The sequence below is a fragment of the Stenotrophomonas sp. CS3K5 genome, assembly GCF_059515225.1.
On the sequence record NZ_JCAKRX010000004.1, the window covers coordinates 283,347 to 297,970 of the forward strand.

13 protein-coding genes and 1 tRNA gene are annotated in these 14,624 nt (G+C 68.7%); 5 read left to right on the plus strand and 9 right to left on the minus strand.

Annotated elements, in window-relative coordinates:
* Positions 1-66: 66 nt before the first annotated feature.
* Positions 67-1,488 carry a basic amino acid/polyamine antiporter gene (locus AC5YGJ_RS08585; RefSeq protein ID WP_496186275.1) on the plus strand — a complete coding sequence of 474 codons (1,422 nt, stop codon included), beginning with the start codon at positions 67-69 and terminating at the stop codon, positions 1,486-1,488.
* Between the two features lie 88 nt (positions 1,489-1,576).
* On the opposite strand, the gene AC5YGJ_RS08590 is transcribed toward AC5YGJ_RS08585, so the two are convergent.
* The 8 genes from AC5YGJ_RS08590 to leuS form a co-directional block, all read right to left on the minus strand.
* Positions 1,577-2,587, minus strand: coding sequence for an alpha/beta hydrolase (locus AC5YGJ_RS08590; RefSeq protein ID WP_496186276.1), 1,011 nt, complete (start codon positions 2,585-2,587; stop codon positions 1,577-1,579).
* An 89-nt stretch (positions 2,588-2,676) separates the two neighbouring features.
* Positions 2,677-2,753: transfer RNA gene (locus AC5YGJ_RS08595), tRNA-Asn, on the minus strand.
* Between the two features lie 22 nt (positions 2,754-2,775).
* The gene (rlmH, locus tag AC5YGJ_RS08600) at positions 2,776-3,246 is read right to left on the minus strand and encodes a 23S rRNA (pseudouridine(1915)-N(3))-methyltransferase RlmH (protein ID WP_005418108.1); all 471 of its coding nucleotides are present in this window, start codon (positions 3,244-3,246) and stop codon (positions 2,776-2,778) included.
* A 64-nt stretch (positions 3,247-3,310) separates the two neighbouring features.
* On the minus strand, positions 3,311-3,724 hold the full coding sequence (rsfS, locus tag AC5YGJ_RS08605) for a ribosome silencing factor (RefSeq protein WP_107231122.1): 414 nt from the start codon (positions 3,722-3,724) through the stop codon (positions 3,311-3,313).
* 58 nt (positions 3,725-3,782) lie between these two features.
* Positions 3,783-4,448, minus strand: a complete 666-nt coding sequence (gene nadD, locus AC5YGJ_RS08610) for a nicotinate-nucleotide adenylyltransferase (RefSeq protein ID WP_107231123.1) — start codon at positions 4,446-4,448, stop codon at positions 3,783-3,785.
* A 3-nt stretch (positions 4,449-4,451) separates the two neighbouring features.
* Complete coding sequence (gene holA / locus AC5YGJ_RS08615) at positions 4,452-5,489, minus strand: DNA polymerase III subunit delta (protein WP_496186277.1); 1,038 nt, start codon at positions 5,487-5,489, stop codon at positions 4,452-4,454.
* A gap of 12 nt (positions 5,490-5,501) precedes the next feature.
* A complete protein-coding gene (locus AC5YGJ_RS08620; protein WP_249843282.1) occupies positions 5,502-6,086 on the minus strand; it encodes an LPS-assembly lipoprotein LptE in 585 nt (194 codons plus the stop codon).
* 136 nt (positions 6,087-6,222) lie between these two features.
* Positions 6,223-8,865 (minus strand): leucine--tRNA ligase, encoded by a 2,643-nt coding sequence (gene leuS / locus AC5YGJ_RS08625; protein ID WP_409460316.1) that lies wholly within the window; start codon positions 8,863-8,865, stop codon positions 6,223-6,225.
* Between the two features lie 312 nt (positions 8,866-9,177).
* Between leuS and AC5YGJ_RS08630 the strand changes: the two genes are divergently transcribed.
* Positions 9,178-9,414 (plus strand): hypothetical protein, encoded by a 237-nt coding sequence (locus tag AC5YGJ_RS08630; RefSeq protein ID WP_496186278.1) that lies wholly within the window; start codon positions 9,178-9,180, stop codon positions 9,412-9,414.
* Positions 9,415-9,450: 36 nt separating this feature from the next.
* Here AC5YGJ_RS08630 and AC5YGJ_RS08635 read toward each other — a convergent pair whose 3' ends face one another.
* Entirely contained in the window at positions 9,451-10,041 is a 591-nt protein-coding gene (locus AC5YGJ_RS08635) for a DUF998 domain-containing protein (protein ID WP_496186279.1), read from the minus strand.
* A gap of 124 nt (positions 10,042-10,165) precedes the next feature.
* Here AC5YGJ_RS08635 and trxA point away from each other — a divergent pair, with 124 nt between their 5' ends.
* The 3 genes from trxA (at position 10,166) to AC5YGJ_RS08650 (ending at position 14,450) form a co-directional block, all read left to right on the plus strand.
* Positions 10,166-11,023 (plus strand): thioredoxin, encoded by an 858-nt coding sequence (gene trxA, locus AC5YGJ_RS08640; RefSeq protein ID WP_249843278.1) that lies wholly within the window; start codon positions 10,166-10,168, stop codon positions 11,021-11,023.
* A gap of 107 nt (positions 11,024-11,130) precedes the next feature.
* On the plus strand, positions 11,131-12,831 hold the full coding sequence (locus tag AC5YGJ_RS08645; protein ID WP_496186280.1) for a FecR family protein: 1,701 nt from the start codon (positions 11,131-11,133) through the stop codon (positions 12,829-12,831).
* The gene (locus AC5YGJ_RS08650) at positions 12,828-14,450 is read left to right on the plus strand and encodes a CHASE2 domain-containing protein (protein ID WP_496186281.1); all 1,623 of its coding nucleotides are present in this window, start codon (positions 12,828-12,830) and stop codon (positions 14,448-14,450) included. The genes AC5YGJ_RS08645 and AC5YGJ_RS08650 overlap by 4 nt, the downstream gene beginning before the upstream one ends.
* Positions 14,451-14,624: the final 174 nt, after the last annotated feature.

The window sequence follows — 14,624 nt, forward strand, 5'->3', positions numbered from 1 at the left end:
CCGGGCCTTTGCTTTTGTACACACGCGGCAACAGCGATGATGCAGTCCCTGACCGGAGCTCCGCCCATGCCCGCTTCCACCCAACGTCTCGGCCTGGCCGCACTGACCGCACTGGTAGTGGGTTCGATGGTGGGTGCGGGCATCTTCTCGCTGCCACAGAACGTGGCCCGCAGTGCCGGCCCGGCCGCTGCGATGATCGGCTGGGCGCTGAGCGGTGCCGGCATGCTGATGCTGGCCTTCGTGTTCCAGGCCCTGGCCAACCGCCGTCCGGACCTGGACACCGGCATCTATGCCTACGCCCGTGAGGGCTTCGGCAACTACATCGGCTTTTCCGCGGCCTGGGGCTACTGGGTGGCTTCGGTGCTGGGCAACGCCAGCTTCTTCGTGCTGATCTTCAGCGGGCTGGGCCATTTCCTGCCGGTCTTCGGCGAAGGCAACACGACCGCTGCGGTAGCTGCGTCGTCGGTGCTGCTGTGGACCGTGCACCTGCTGGTGCTGCGCGGCCTGCGCACCGCCGCCATCATCAACGGCCTGGTGACCGTGGCCAAGCTGCTGCCGATCGCGCTGTTCCTGGTGCTGGCCGCCGGCGCGTTCCGCATGGAAGTATTCCGTGCCGATTTCTTCGGCACGCCTGCACTCGGCGACCTCGGCCAGCAACTGCGCGGCATGATGCTGGTCACCGTGTGGGTGTTCATCGGCATCGAAGGCGCCAGCATCTATTCGCGCCGCGCGGCGCGCCGCGCCGACGTCGGCCGTGCCACGGTGATCGGCTTCCTCGGCGTCTGGCTGCTGCTGGTCCTGGTCAGCCTGTTGTCGATGGGCGTGCTGTCGCAGGCCGAACTGGCCGGGCTGCCCAACCCGTCGATGGCCTACGTGCTGCGCGCCATCGTCGGCGAATGGGGCGCGACGGTGATCATCGCCGGTTCGATCATTTCGGTGCTGGGCGCGCTGCTGGCCTGGGTGCTGCTGTGCGCCGAAGTGCTGTATGCCGCCGCTGGCGACGGCACCATGCCGGCCTTCCTGGGGCGCGAGAATGCGCGCGGCGTGCCTGCCAATGCGTTGTGGCTGAGCAACGGGCTGATCCAGCTGTTCCTGCTGCTGGTGCTGTTCAATGCGGGAAGCTATACCGGCCTGGTGCTGCTGGCCGCCTCGATGAGCCTGGTGCCCTATTTCCTGTCCGCCGCCTTCGCCGTGCAGCTGGCCTGGCGCGGGCAGGCCTACGCCGGTGAGCCGGGCGTGCGTTGGCGCGACTTCGTGGTCGCGCTGCTGGCCAGCGCCTATGCGCTATGGCTGGTGTACGCCGGCGGCCTGGACAACCTGCTGCTGTCGGTGCTGCTGTACGTCCCCGGCGTCGTACTGTTCGCGCTGACCCGGCGCCAGCGCGGCGAGCCGGTGTTCACGCGCTGGGAGTGGGTGCTGTTCGGCGCCATCGTGCTGGTGGCGATCGCCACGCTGATGGCATATGCCAAGGGCACCCTGACCCCGTAGCGTCGAGCGTGTGGCGGCCGCATGCGAATCGTAGCGTCGAGCTTGCTCGACGGATGGATCGCGGTAAAGAAGTCGAGCAAGCTCGACGCTACGGTGCCTGTTCCGGCAGCATGCCGATGTCCCGCATCCAGCGCTCGGCCAGCTGCGGCCATGCTGCGACCGGAGCATTCTTCAGGCGCAGGCCGAAAGCGTGGCCGCCACGGGCGAACAGGTGCATTTCCACCGGCACGCCTTCATCGATCAATGCCTGGTAGTAGGCCAGTGATTCGCGCACGTCATCGGTCGGGTCGTCGCTGGCCTGCACGATGAAGGTCGGCGGCACCGCCGCATCCACGACGATGTCCTTGACCAGCGACAGCCCCTTGCCATGACCGGCCCACAGGTGCCCGGAATACATCACCATCGCGAAATCGGGGCGGCTGGGTTGTGCATCGGCGGCATCCAGCGGCACGTAGCTGCGCCGCGCATGCGTGCTCAATCCGGCCACGACATGGCCACCGGCCGAGAAACCGATCACACCGATCCGCTTCGGATTGATTGACCAGCGCTGCGCCTGCGCGCGCAGCAGGCCCATTGCACGCTGTGCATCCTGCAGCGCCATCGGCACCTTCGGAATATCGCGGCAGTTGCATTCAGGATCCCAGTTCGGGCCGGACGCGGGCACGCGGTACTTCAGCAGTGCACAGGTGACGCCCTGCGCGGTCAGCCAGTCGCAGATCTCGCTGCCTTCCAGGTCCATCGCCAGCACCCGGTAGCCTCCGCCGGGCACCACCATTACCGCGGTGCCATTGGGCGGCCCCTTCGGCGCAAACACGGTGAGCGTGGGCACGGCCACGTTCTGCAGCATCATCCAGCGTTCGCCGCTGGCGTTGGAGGTCACCTCGCTGATCTGCTCGGGGCCCTTCCGTTTCGGCGGCGCCATCACCCTGCCCTGCGGCCACAACGGAAACTCGGTGGTGCCCTGCGGAGGATGCCAGGTGGGAGGTGCCGCATTCGCCGTGATGAACGGCAGCAGTGCAAGCAGCAGAGAGCCCGTGGACAGCAGTGCGCGCACGATCAGCATCCGTAGTCGATGACCCTGGATTGTAGAGTCGAGCATGCTCGACTTCGAGGATGCAGCCGAGCATCGGCTCGGCTCTACAACAAGGCAAAAAAAAACCTGCATCTCGCGATGCAGGTTTCTCAAGGTGGCGCCCGAAGTTGGACTCGAACCAACGACCCCCTGATTAACAGTCAAGTGCTCTAACCGGCTGAGCTATTCGGGCAGACGACTAGTATAACCACTCTTCACGCGCGATGGTAGGGGTGATTGGCGATCATTGCGGCGGCCCGGTACAGCTGCTCAGCCACCACCAGCCGCACCAGCATGTGCGGCAGCGTCAACGGCCCGATCGACCACTTCTCATCGGCCAATGCCGAGACCTCCGGCGAATGCCCTTCCGGGCCACCGATCAGGAACGCCAGGTCCCTGCCCTGCCCACGCCAATGCTCAAGGCGCTGCGCCAGCTGTTCGGAACTGAGCTGGCGGCCCGGCACGTCCAGCGCGACCACGTAGGCATTCTTCGGCAGTGCGGCGATCACCCGCTTGCCTTCGTCTTCTGTGGCGCGGCGCGGATCGCGGCCCTTGCCACGCAGGCCGGGCTCGATCTCCACCAGTTCGAACGGCAGCCAGTGCGACAGCCGCTTCTGGTACTCGGCAAACCCCTGCGCGACCCAGCTGGGCGCGCGTTCACCGGTAGCGATCAGGCGGGCTTTCATCAAGGGATCTCCAAAACGTCGACGGCGCCATCGGCGCCGTCGAAGGGATACAGCAACGTGCGGCTCAGGCCACTTCGTCGTCGTCGCGGGACGGCGGCTGGTCGCCGACGGTCCACAGGCGCTCGAGGGCGTAGAACTCGCGCACGCGCGGCAGCATCACATGGACGATCACGTCACCCAGGTCGACCAGCACCCACTCGGCTTCGCGCTCGCCTTCAACACCCAGCGGCATCACGTCGAGGTTCTTGGCAAAGCGCACGACTTCATCGGCGATCGACTTGACGTGGCGGGTCGAGGTGCCCGAAACGACGATCATGTAATCGGCAACGCTGGACCGGCCGCGCACATCGATCTCGACCAGGTCCTTGGCCTTGAGGTCTTCGGTAGCTTGGCGGACGCTTGCAAGCAGTTCCGGCACGGACGGCGGCGGGCTGGGCAGATCGACCTTGATGGTCTGGGGCTGGGTCTGGTTGCTCAAAGTGGATCGACTCGATAAACGTGGGGGCGATTATACGGGCAAGCCGGGGCGGCGGCATTCACGGCGTTGCCGGGCGGTACAGGCCGTGGGCGGCCACGTAGTCGGCCACGGCGGGGGGCAGCAGCGCGCGCCAGGGCCCAGCGGCGGCGATCTGGGCGCGTGCGGCGCTGGCCGATTCCTCGCGCAGCGGATGGTGCAGGCGCAGGATCCGTCCGGCCGGGCTGGCGAACAAAGCCTGTTCATTGTCGGTCCAACGCCCGTCCAGGGCGCGGCCGAGCTCACCGTCGATCGCCCCCTGCAGCGGGCTGCCGGGACGCTCGGCCACCACAAAATGGGCCAGCCCGAACAGGGCTTCCCATTCGTGCCAGCGCGACAGGCCCAGCAGGCTGTCGGCACCGACCAGCCAGGCCAGGGGCCGGCTCGGGCCAAGCTCGCCACGCAGTTCGCGCAGCGTGTCGACGGTATACGACGGGCGTCCGGGAAAGCGCTGCGCGCGATCCAGCTCATGCCGGTCCAGCAGCAGGCCGGGCTCATCGCCGATGGCCAGCGACAACATGGTGCAGCGTTGTTCGGCTGTGGCGCCGGGGGCGGCGCGATGTGGCGGGTCGGCGGCCGGCAGCAGGCGCACCGCCACCTGCAGTTCGTCGCGAGCGGCGCGGGCAATGGCAAGGTGCCCCAGGTGCACCGGATCGAAGGTGCCCCCGTAATAGATCCGCAGGCTCACGACTCAGGCCCGCGCCAGCAGGCGCACGGCACGCGGTTCGGCCACGGCCACCAGCAGGCGCTCCAGCGCCAGCCAGGCATCGCCATCGGCGCGCCCCTTGGCAATGCGGTCGACCAGCCCGGCTTCGGCCACGAAGCGCTCCCAGCGCTTGCCTTCCGGATGCCGCTGCAACGCACGCTTGTACGGCGCCTGCCGCGATTCCCAGATGCCACGCGATTTCATCTCGGCGGCCAGGTTGCCGCCACGCGCCTGCACCCGCGCCAGGCCGGCCCCGGCCAGCAGCTCGCGGATCACCATCGGCATCAGCGCAGCCACCGCTTCGCCCTCGCCACGCAGGCCAGCCAGCATGCGCAGCACCGCCGGCGGCTGGCCCGAGAACGTGGCTTCCAGCAGCCGGAACACGTCGTAGCGGGCCGCATCGGCCACCAGCGACTCCATCCGCTCCACGTCCAACGGCTGGCCATCGGCCAGCAGCGCCAGCTTGTCGATTTCCTGGGCCGCGGCCAGCAGGTTGCCTTCCACCCGCTCGGCCAGGCGCTGCACCGCGGCCGGGTCGGCACGCAGGCCCTTGCCGCGCAGGCGCCGCTCGATCCAGTCCGGCAGCTCATGCGGCTTGATCGCCCACGCCACCGACAGCACGCCGATACGGCCGACCGCCTCGGCCCACTTGCCCTGGTGGGCCTTGCTCCATTCGTTGGCGGTGATCATCAGCACCACGTCCGGCGCCGGGTCGGCGCAGAACCGGCTGATCACTTCGGCGCCGTCCTTGCCGGGCTTGCCGCTGGGCAGGCGCACCTCGACCAGGCGGCGGGCGCTGAACAGGCTGGGTGCATTGAAACTGGCGTCGAGCTGGTTCCAGTCGAAATCGCGCCCATCGGCGTCGAACACCTCGCGCTCGCCGATGCCGGCAGCACGTGCCCGCGCGCGGATGGCGTCGGCCGCCTCCAGCGCGCGCAGGGTTTCCGGCCCTGCAATCAGGTACACCGGCGCCAACGCGGTATCAGCGCCCTGGCTGGCCAGCTGCTCCGGACGCAGTTCCATCGTCGCTGCAGCTCAGTGCTTGACCGCAGCGGCCGGGTCGGCCGGCACTGCCGGTTCAACCGGGGCGGCCTTCGGCGCGGTCAGGCTGCCGCCCTTCTCGAGTTCACCGCGCACCACGCTGTCGATGCGACGGATGATCGAGGCGGACATTTCCCGGCGCAGTTCATCGGCCAGGATTTCGCGTTCGGTGGTGGTACCGGTGGCGTCGGTCGGCGGCGACACGTAGTCACGCGACAGTTCGATCACCTGCTGCGGCACCAGTTCACTGCCATCCTCGCGGCGGAAGATGAAGATCACGGCGTAACGCAGGCTGTATTCCTGTGCGCGGCCCTGCGAGTCAATGGCGATCGGCAGATCGCCCCAGCGCTCGGACAGCACCTGCAGTTGGGTGCTGGGACCAGTGGTGTCCTCATCGGCCAAGCGCGCACCGGAAGCCAGCAGGCTGCGGTTGAGCAGCTTGACCAGTTCACTGTACGGGGCGGTCGATACCACCTTCACCGGGGCGGTGTCGGTCGGCAGCATCAGCTTGTTGCGCAGATGGAAGCCGCAGCCGGCGAGGCCGAGGACAAGAACGAGGGCAAGCAGGATTCGGGTCATGGAGACAGTCTGGCGGAGCCGGGCGATCACGGCAACACACAGCCTGCCCGAAGCCGCGTGAATGCAGGGCCATCAACCACCGGACCCGCACCCGGAAAACGCACCGGCCACCGTGCGGGTGGCCGGTGCGGGTACATCAGGCGGCGACGATGTTCACGATCTTGCCCGGCACGATGATGATCTTGCGCACGGTCAGGCCTTCCATGAACTTGGCCGCATTCGGCTCGGCCAGGGCGAGCGCTTCAACCTGCTCGCGCGCGGCGTCGGCGGCGACCTCGATGGTGCCGCGCAGCTTGCCGTTGACCTGCACCGCCAGGGTGAGTGCATCGCGCACCAGCGCGCCGCTGTCGGCCTGCGGGAACGGCTGGTCTTCCAGCAGCGTCTCGCCATGGCCCAGCACCTGCCACAGGGCGTGGCTGGCATGCGGGGTGATCGGGTTGAGCAGCAGCACGATGGCCTGCAGCGCTTCCTGACGCACCGCGCGGCCCTGTGCACTGCCGTCCTCGAACTTGGCCAGCGCGTTCATCAGCTCCATCACCGCGGCAATGGCGGTGTTGAAGCTGTGGCGACGGCCGTAGTCGTCGCCGACCTTGCCGATGGTCTCGTGGGTCTTGCGGCGCAGCGCCTTCTGGTTGGCGTCCAGCGCGGCCACGTCCAGCGCCGGGGCGGCGCCATCGGCCGCGTGCTTCTGCACCTGGGCCCACAGGCGGCGCAGGAAGCGGGCCATGCCGTCCACGCCGGCCTCGTTCCACTCCAGCGACTGTTCCGGCGGCGCAGCGAACATCGAGAACAGGCGCACGGTGTCGGCACCGTACTTGTCGACCATCGCCTGCGGGTCAACACCATTGTTCTTCGACTTGGACATCTTCTCGGTGCCACCGACCACCACCGGCTGGCCGTCGGCGATCAGGGTGGCGCCGGTGATGCGGCCGCGCTCGTCGCGCTGCACTTCCACATCGGCCGGGTTGATCCAGTCCTTGGAGCCGTCCGGGTTCGGGCGGTAGTAGGTTTCGGCGATCACCATGCCCTGGCACAGCAGGTTGCGTGCCGGTTCGTTGCTGTCCACCATCCGCGCGTCGCGCAGCAGCTTGTGGTAGAAGCGGAAATACATCAGGTGCAGGATCGCGTGCTCGATGCCGCCGATGTACTGGTCAACCGGCAGCCAGTAGTTGCCGCGCTTGTCGACGGCATCGCGGGCACCCGGCGAGGTGTAGCGCGCGTAGTACCAGCTCGACTCCATGAAGGTGTCGAAGGTGTCGGTCTCGCGCTCGGCGGCGCCGCCGCAGTCCGGGCAGGTGGTCTTGCGCCATTCCGGGTCGGTCTTGATCGGCGAACCGGTGCCCGAGAACGCCACGTCCTCCGGCAGCACAACCGGCAGTTGTTCTTCCGGCACCGGCACCGCGCCGCACTTGGCGCAGTAGATCACCGGGATCGGGCAGCCCCAGTAGCGCTGGCGGCTCACGCCCCAGTCGCGCAGGCGGTAATTGACGCGGCGCTGGCCCTGGGCCTTGCGCTCGAAGCGTTCGGCCAGGGCTTCGAAGGCGCCCTGGAAATCCAGGCCATCGAACTCGGCCGAGTTGACCAGTTCGGTCTGCCGGCTCTTGTCGCTGTACCAGTCCTGCCAGCGCGCGCCGTCCCAGCTGCGCTCGTCGTCGTTGCGCGGGTCCTTCAGCGCGATCACCTGCACGATCGGCAGGCCGTACTTGTTGGCCACTTCGTTGTCGCGCTGGTCATGGCCGGGAACAGCCATCACCGCACCGGTGCCGTAGCCCATCAGCACGAAGTTGGCCACCCACACCGGCACCTTCTCGCCGGTGACCGGATGGATGGCGCGCAGGCCGGTATCCATGCCGCGCTTTTCCTGGGTTTCCAGCTCGGCCTCGGACACGCCGCCCTGCTTCATTTCCGACAGCAGCGCCGCCAGCTCCGGGTTGTTCTTCGCCGCGTGCAGCGCCAGCGGATGCTCGGCGGCGATCGACACGAAGGTCACGCCCATCACGGTGTCCGGGCGGGTGGTGAACACGCGCAGCGGATCCAGCACGCCGCCATCGACGTCACGCACGTCGAACTGGATTTCCAGGCCTTCGGAGCGGCCGATCCAGTTGCGCTGCATGGTCTTGACCGAATCGGGCCAGCCGTCCAGTTCATCCAGGCCGTCCAGCAGTTCCTGGGCATAGTCGGTGATGCGCAGGAACCACTGCGGGATCTCGCGCTTCTCCACCAGCGCGCCGGAGCGCCAGCCGCGGCCGTCGATGACCTGCTCGTTGGCCAGCACGGTCTGGTCGACCGGGTCCCAGTTCACCACCGCGTTGCGGCGGTAGGCCAGGCCCTTGCGCATCAGGCGGGTGAACATGCGCTGCTCGTGGACGTAGTAGTCCGGGCGGCAGGTGGCGAACTCGCGCGACCAGTCCACCGCATAGCCCATGGCCTTGAACTGGCCACGCATGTGCTCGATGTTCTTGTAGGTCCACGCCGCCGGGGCGGTCTTGTTCTTGATCGCGGCGTTTTCCGCCGGCAGGCCGAACGCGTCCCAGCCCATCGGCTGCAGCACGTTGTGGCCAGTCATGCGCTTGTAGCGGCTGATCACGTCGCCGATCGTGTAGTTGCGCACGTGGCCCATGTGCAGTGCACCGGACGGGTACGGAAGCATCGACAGGCAGTAGTACTTCGGCTTGTCCGAGGTCTCGTCGACTTCGAAGGCGCGGGTGGCATCCCAGAACTGCTGGGCGGCGGATTCAACCTGCTGCGGGTCGTAGGCGTTGGTTTCAGCGCTGGTCATGGAACACGCGGATGCGGCGGCAAAGCGGTACAGCGTACCGCAGTGCGGCATATGGCTCCAATCCTGCCCCGCAAAGGCCGCCGGCGCGGTCCCGGCCGCCCGCGCAACACGGCCGGACGCGCGGGCCCGGGAGCGCGGGGGTGCGGCCCTACCCCACAACGGCAGCCGCACCTACCCCACGTGCCGGCACGGGCCTACGGCGCCCGCCGGCTCCGGCGGCGAAGCTGTAAGCCTGATCCCGCCGCCCCCGGGGTCAGGTAGTCCCAGCAACGTTCAGGGGCCTTTGCCATCCATACACAGGGAAGATCAACCATGTCGATCCGCACCACCTGCGCCGCCAGCCTCCTCGTACTGCTTGGCGCGACCAGTGTCGCCCACGCCGCAAGCTACTCCTGTGCCTATCAGATCCGGAGTGGCGAACAGGCCGGAACCTCTGATGCCTATGTCATCGAGGCCGATTCCGACGTCGACGCCACCAACCAGGCGCTGTCACGGCTCAATGACGAGTACGGCCCGGTGGCCTTCTCATTGCAGTGCACCGCCCTCTGACCCGGCACGCAGGGACGGCACTGCCGTCCCTGCAGTTCAGCGTCGGGCCGACAGCGGCAGCGCCAGTGCCAGCCACACCGCCCAGCAGGCAAAGGCCAGACGCTGCGCCAGTGGAGCCGACAGCACGCCCTGCAGGGCAAAGGCCGCCACCGCCGCCAACACGCCGCAGGACACCGCCGCCAGCCCCTGCGCCTGGCGCAGCTGGGAGATACCCAGCAACAGGGTACCGGCGACGAAGCCCAGCACCCAGATCATCCAGGCGCTGGCGTGCAGCTGGCTGGCCGGCCCGTGCAGGTCATCCACATCCAGCGGCAGCAGGCCCATCGCGGCGAATGCGAGCCCGGCCAGCAGCAGCATCTGGCTGCCGACCCGTGGCGCCCAGCCGGAAGTGGCCGGCAGCCGGCGGCGCAGGCGCTCGGCCACCACCGCCGCCAGCAGGCCCGGCAGCACGAAGCCCAGCAGGTTGAAGGCCAGCGCGTGCGGCACGCCGTGTGCGCCCAGCAGGGCCACCGGGTGGCGGGCCTGTGCATAGCCATCCAGGCCGGCGCCGAAGCCCAGCACCGCTAGCACGAACAGCAGCGCGGCCATCAGGCCGGACAGGCGCAACAGCGGGGACAGGAACGACATGCAGACTCCGGGAACAGCGGCGGCGGGAAAGGCGCATTGTCAGGCATTTGCCGCAGTCCGGGTTGAGACCGGCAGCGATCGTCACCATAGAATCGGTCTCCAGATGCCAACCGATGCCTCCCCCATGACCGAGACGACCTACGTATTCGACGCCACCACTGCGACCTTCGAGGCCGAAGTCCTGCAGAAGTCGCTGCAGACGCCGGTGCTGGTCGATTTCTGGGCCACCTGGTGCGGCCCGTGCAAGACCCTGGGCCCGATGCTGGAAAAGCTGGCCGCCGAGTACAATGGCGCCTTCGAGCTGGCCAAGGTCGATGTCGACAAGGAACAGCAGATCGCCGCCGCCTTCCAGATCCGCTCGGTGCCCACCGTGTTCCTGGTCAAGGGCGGCCAGCTGGTGGACGGCTTCCCCGGCGCCATCCCGGAAGGCCAGCTGCGTGAATTCCTGGCCCAGCACGGCATCGTGCCGGCCGATGTCGGCGACACCGCCACCGAGGACGAGGCGCCGCTGGACCCGCAGGCGCAGGTAGACGTGCTGCGCGCCCAGATCGCCGCCGAACCGGACAAGGACGAACTGAAACTCGACTTGGCGCTGGCGCTGCTGCAGATCGGCGGGGTCGACGAAGCCGGCACCCTGATCGACGGCCTGCCGGCCAACCTGGCCACTGACGACCGCGCCGTGCGCGCCCGCGCCCGCCTGGCGTTCGCCGCTGCACTGAAGGATGCGCCGGCCGCCGACGTGCTGGAGGCGCGCATCGCCGCCGACGGCCAGGATCTCAAGGCCCGCCACCTGCGCGGCGTGCAGCTGCTGCTCGGCGGCCATGACGAGGCCGCCCTGGCGCAGTTCCTGGAAATGCTGCGGATCGACCGCGGCTTCGAGGACGGGTTGCCGCGCAAGGCGCTGATCGACGCCTTCAATGTGATCTCCGACGAGGACCTGGTCGGCCAGTACCGACGCCGGATGGCCTCCCTGCTGTTCTGAACGGGAACCCGCTTCGTTCAGAATCCCTGCACTGAGCACGGGCAATAATGCGCGCGATGGCGGCCATGCGGCCGCCACGATCCGTTCGGGGGGATGAGGTCGGGGCCATGAGGTCTTGCAGCTGCACCCCCGCTTTGCCGGGATTGCAAACTGTGACCTTCGTCCGCTCGCTGTCGTTCGCCATGCGCTTCAAGGGCGCCCTGCTGTGCGTCCTGCTTCTGCTGCCGGCCATCGCCGGCGCCCAGGACTGGAATTACCGGGTCCGTCCCGGCGATACCCTGTGGGACCTCGGCGGGCTGTACCTGAAACCCTCTGTGCGCTGGCAGCAGCTGCAGCAGCACAACCGCATCGACAATCCCTACCAGCTGCCACCTGGCCAGCTGCTGCGCTTCCCGATCCGCTGGCTGCGCACCGAGCCGGCGCCGGCGCGGGTGCTGTCGGTACGTGGCACGGTCGAGCTGGCCGGTGCCGATGGCAGCGCGACACGCGCGATCCGCGCCGGCGAGCAGCTGCATATCGGCGACACCGTGGCCACTGAAGGCGACTCCAGCGTCACCCTTGAATTCGCCGATGCCTCGCGCCTGCAGCTGCGTGAATACTCGCGCCTGCGCCTGGACCAGCTCAGCCGCTACGGCCACACCGGCATGGTCGATACCCGCCTGCGCCTGCAACAGGGCCGGGCCAGCAACCGGGTGACTCCGGCACGCGGCCCCGCCTCGCGCTACATCATCGATGCCCCCACCGCGACCAGCAGCGTGCGCGGCACCGTGTTCCGGGTCAGTGCCGGCGACAGTGGCCAGATCGCGGCCACCGAAGTCCTGCAGGGCAAGGTGCAGGTCGGCAACCCCCATGGCCAGCGCATGGTCCAGCCGGGGCAGGCCAGCCGCAGCGGCAGCGCCGATACGGCGCCGGAGGCGGTCTCCGCCCTGCTGCCGGCGCCACAGCTGCGCAGCGATGAACTGCGCCTGGCACCATTGCCGACGCTGCTGGCCTGGGAACCGGTCAGCGGCGCCGCGCACTACCGTGTCGAAGTGGTGCAGGCGGAGACGCCGGAAATCCTGCTGTTTGCCGCCACCACCCGCGACACCCGGCTGGCGATCGGCGACCTGCCGCCCGGCCAGCTGCGCATCCTGCTGCGCGCAGTGGATGCACAGGGCGTGGAAGGCCTCGACGCCAGCGCCGATTTCGAACTCGGCGATCAGCCCGCGCCGCCGATCACGCTGTCCCCGCTGCACGGGCAGACCGTCAACAGCGACCGCCCCCGCTTCCGCTGGACCCAGGCCCCCGGCGCGCGCAGCAGCGTGCTGCAGATCGCCGCCGAGCCGACCTTCCTGCAGCCGCTGCAGGAGCAGGCCGGCCAGGGCACCGACCTGCGCCTGGCGCAACCGCTGCCGCCGGGCCAGTACTTCTGGCGGGTGGCCTCGCGCGATGGCAATGGCCACCAGGGCCGCTTCGGCCAGGCACTGCCGCTGCAGCTGAGCAACGAACCGGTCGATCCCGCCCTGCAGCCGCCGCACGCCGCACACGGTGAACTGACCCTGCGCTGGCAGGCCGGCAGCGACGGCCAGCGCTACCGGGTGCAGGTCGACCGCCGCGGCGATTTCAAGGCACCGCTGGTGGACGAAACCGTGCTCGAACCGCAGGTCAGCTTCAAGCGCCCGTGGCGCGGCACGCTGCATGTGCGCGTGCAGTACATCGATGATGACGGCCACGCCGGCGAGTTCTCCCCGGCACAGCAGGTCACCCTGCCCTGCCGCCTGTGCTACGGCGCCGGCGGTGGCGCCCTGCTGCTCTGGTTGTTGTTGTGAGGCGCTCGCCGCTGCCCTGGCCGAAACGGATCGTGCTGGCGCTGCTGGCCGGCGTGCTGACCGCACTGGCCAGCCAGGGCCAATGGCTGTGGCGCCAGGACGAAGCGGCCTACGATGCACTGGTCGGCAGCTGGGACTACCGTCCCGACCCCAGCGTGCTGATCGTGGCCATCGACGAAGGCAGCCTGCAGCGCATCGGCCAGTGGCCCTGGCCGCGCTCGGTGCATGCGCGCCTGCTGGACCGGCTGACCGACGCCGGCGCAGAGCGTGTCGCGCTGGACCTGGTGCTGTCCGAGCCGGACCGTCGCGACAGCCGTCAGGACGATCAGCTGGCAGCGGCAATCCGTCGCAATGGCCGGGTGGTGCTGCCGGTACTGGCGGCGCCGGCGGCCGGCGACCGCATGGCCGAGGAAATGCTGCCGATCCCGCAGATCGCAGCCAGCGCGGCGGCCATCGGCCACACCGATGTTGAAATGGATGGCGACGGCGTCGCCCGCGGCGTGTACCTGCATGCGGGCATCGGCCGGGCGCACTGGCCGGCGCTGGGCCTGGCCCTGGCCGGCCTGCCGGCGGACGCGGTGCGCGGCCTGCCCGACCCCGAACCGTCGCTGGATTCCCCTTACCAGTGGCGACGCGACGACTACGTGCGCGTGCGCTACGCCGGTCCGCCGGAGCGGCTGCCGCAGGTGTCCTATGCCGATGTGCTCGACGGCCATGTCGACATGGCGATGCTGCACGGCCGCCGCATCGTGGTCGGCATGACCGCCAGCGGCATCGCCCCGCGCCTGCTGACCCCGACCACCCGCGAATTCTGGATGAGTGGCAGCGAGTACCAGGCCAACATCACCTCGATGCTGTTGCAGCACAAGCAGATTGACGTCATGCCGCCGGCCTGGCAGCACGCCCTCAGCGGCGTGCTGGCAGCGCTGTGCGTGATCCTGCTCGGCCTGCGCCTGCCCTGGCTTGTGGCACTGTGCTCGCTGCCGGCCGCCCACCTGCTGAGCTGGCTGCTGCTGCGTGCCACCGATCTGTGGTGGGCGCCGGCCAGCGCGATGCTCGGCATCGTGCTGGTGCTGCTGGTCTGGGCGATCTGGCGGATCTCGGCCTGGCACCGCCAGGCCAACCGCGATGCCCTGACCGGGCTGGGTAACCGCCTGCGCTTCGAGCAGTCGCTGCAGCAGGAGTGCGATGCTGCGCGACGCAGCGGCAAGCCGCTCAGCCTGGCACTGATCGATGTCGATCACTTCAAGCGCCACAACGATCGTCACGGCCATCAGGTTGGAGACCGCGTGCTGCGCGATGTCGCGCGGCTGATCGGTGCGCATGCCCGGCGCCCACGCGACATGGCCGCACGCTACGGCGGCGATGAGTTCGCTCTGGTGCTGCCGGATACGCCCGCCGCCGGAGCGCGGCAGGTGATCGAGGACCTCATCGATTGCGTGCGTGCGCTGCCGGCCTCGGGCGCAGGCAACGACGACCAGGTCACGCTGACCGTCGGCGTGTTTACCCGCATCCCCGACAGCGAGCTGCAACCCCATCACTTCGTCGAGGGCGCCGACACCGCCCTCTACCAGGCCAAGGCCAATGGCCGCGACGGGTTCGTGATCGACGGCGCATGACCGGCGCCGAAGGCCATCGTCCACGCCGGTCGCCCGTAGCGTCGAGCTTGCTCGATTGCGCAAACGCTGAAAGCCGTCGAGCAAGCTCGACGCTACATGCCCTGCCCGTTCGCCCGGGGTGCAACATACGCATGCGAATGGTTAGACTGAGGCCCTCGCCCCGCGCCTCCGGAT

Excerpts from the sequence above, each read along its gene's own strand:
- holA (WP_496186277.1), bottom strand. The coding sequence starts at position 5,489 with ATGGAACTGCGTCCGGAGCAGCTGGCCAGCCAGGGCGCTGATACCGCG.
- AC5YGJ_RS08585 (WP_496186275.1), top strand. The coding sequence starts at position 67 with ATGCCCGCTTCCACCCAACGTCTCGGCCTGGCCGCACTGACCGCACTG.
- AC5YGJ_RS08635 (WP_496186279.1), bottom strand. The coding sequence starts at position 10,041 with ATGTCGTTCCTGTCCCCGCTGTTGCGCCTGTCCGGCCTGATGGCCGCG.
- trxA (WP_249843278.1), top strand. The coding sequence starts at position 10,166 with ATGACCGAGACGACCTACGTATTCGACGCCACCACTGCGACCTTCGAG.
- rlmH (WP_005418108.1), bottom strand. The coding sequence starts at position 3,246 with ATGAAAGCCCGCCTGATCGCTACCGGTGAACGCGCGCCCAGCTGGGTC.
- AC5YGJ_RS08645 (WP_496186280.1), top strand. The coding sequence starts at position 11,131 with ATGAGGTCTTGCAGCTGCACCCCCGCTTTGCCGGGATTGCAAACTGTG.
- AC5YGJ_RS08630 (WP_496186278.1), top strand. The coding sequence starts at position 9,178 with ATGTCGATCCGCACCACCTGCGCCGCCAGCCTCCTCGTACTGCTTGGC.
- AC5YGJ_RS08590 (WP_496186276.1), bottom strand. The coding sequence starts at position 2,587 with ATGCTCGACTCTACAATCCAGGGTCATCGACTACGGATGCTGATCGTG.
- AC5YGJ_RS08620 (WP_249843282.1), bottom strand. The coding sequence starts at position 6,086 with ATGACCCGAATCCTGCTTGCCCTCGTTCTTGTCCTCGGCCTCGCCGGC.
- leuS (WP_409460316.1), bottom strand. The coding sequence starts at position 8,865 with ATGACCAGCGCTGAAACCAACGCCTACGACCCGCAGCAGGTTGAATCC.